The organism is Mitsuaria sp. TWR114 (assembly GCF_007997345.1).
Window position 1 is genome coordinate 1 of the sequence record NZ_VOSR01000713.1, and the last position, 1,335, is coordinate 1,335.

Here is a 1,335-nt window from a genome sequence, read left to right on the forward strand (position 1 = left end):
GCTGGTCGCGCTGGCGGTGCTGGCCGCGGGCGCCGGCGGCGCCGTCTGGTGGTGGCTGCAGGCGCCGCTGGCGCTGGAGAAGGACAGCCTGGAGCTCTCGATCGAACCCGGCACGCCGCCGCAGCAGGTCGCGCAGGCCTGGGTCGGGGCGGGCGTGCAGACCGATCCGCGTTTCCTCTACGCGTGGTTCCGCTACTCGGGGCAGGCGCGCAAGATCCGCGCCGGCAGCTACGAGGTCCATGCCGGCATCACGCCGCGCGAGCTGCTGGACAAGATGGTCCGCGGCGACCAGGTGCTGGAGCAGCTCCGCCTGATCGAGGGCTGGAACTTCCGCCAGCTACGCGCCGCGATCGCGGCCGCGCCGGCGCTCAAGCAGACGACCGCCGGCATGACCGACGCCCAGATCATGGCGGCGCTGGGCGCGCCCGGCCAGGCGCCGGAGGGCCGCTTCTTCCCCGACACGTACGCGTACAGCCGCGGCGTGAGCGACCTGACGGTGCTCAAGCGCGCCCATGCGCTGATGCAGAAGCGTCTGGAGAGCGCCTGGTCCGGCCGCTCCGACGGCCTGCCGCTCAAGAGCGCGGACGAGGCGCTGATCCTGGCCTCCATCGTCGAGAAGGAAACCGGCGCCGCGGCGGACCGCGGGCTGGTGGCGGCGGTGTTCATCAACCGGCTCAAGGCCGGCATGCCGCTGCAGACCGATCCGACGGTCATCTACGGGCTGGGCACCGACTTCGACGGCAACCTGCGGCGCATCCACCTGCAGACGGACACCCCGTTCAACACCTACACCCGCGGCGGGCTGCCGCCGACGCCGATCGCGATGCCGGGCCTGGCGGCGCTGCAGGCGACGCTGCACCCGACCCCGTCCAAGGCGCTGTACTTCGTGTCGCGCGGCGACGGCACCAGCCAGTTCAGCGAGGACCTGGCCGCGCATAATCGCGCGGTCAACAAGTACCAGCGCGGCCGCTGAGCGTCCGCGCTGCGCTTTTTTCCGAGAGAGCATCCACGCGTGAGCGGCCGATTCATCACCTTCGAGGGCATCGACGGGGCGGGCAAGTCCACCCATGTCGAGTCCGTCGCCCAGCGCCTGCGCGAGCGCGGCGCGGACCTGGTCCAGACCCGCGAGCCGGGCGGCACGCCGCTGGCCGAGTCGCTGCGCGACCTGTTCCTGCACCAGGACATGGATGGGCTGACCGAGGCGCTGCTGGTGTTCGCCGCGCGCCGCGACCATGTGCAGCGCGTCATCGCGCCGGCGCTGGCCGCGGCGGATGTCGGCCTGGCGATGGGCGGCGGCACCGACGTGGCGATGGAAGCCGCCGGCATCACGCTGAT

General features: G+C 72.4%; 1 protein-coding gene and 1 pseudogene. Both read left to right on the forward strand.

The window, feature by feature from the left end; genetic code table 11:
- Window position 1 precedes the first annotated feature (1 nt).
- On the forward strand, window positions 2–973 hold the full coding sequence (gene mltG / locus FUT87_RS22920; protein ID WP_186830717.1) for an endolytic transglycosylase MltG: 972 nt from the start codon (window positions 2–4) through the stop codon (window positions 971–973).
- A 39-nt stretch (window positions 974–1,012) separates the two neighbouring features.
- Window positions 1,013–1,335 (forward strand): annotated as a pseudogene (locus FUT87_RS22925) (hypothetical protein); the annotation flags it as partial.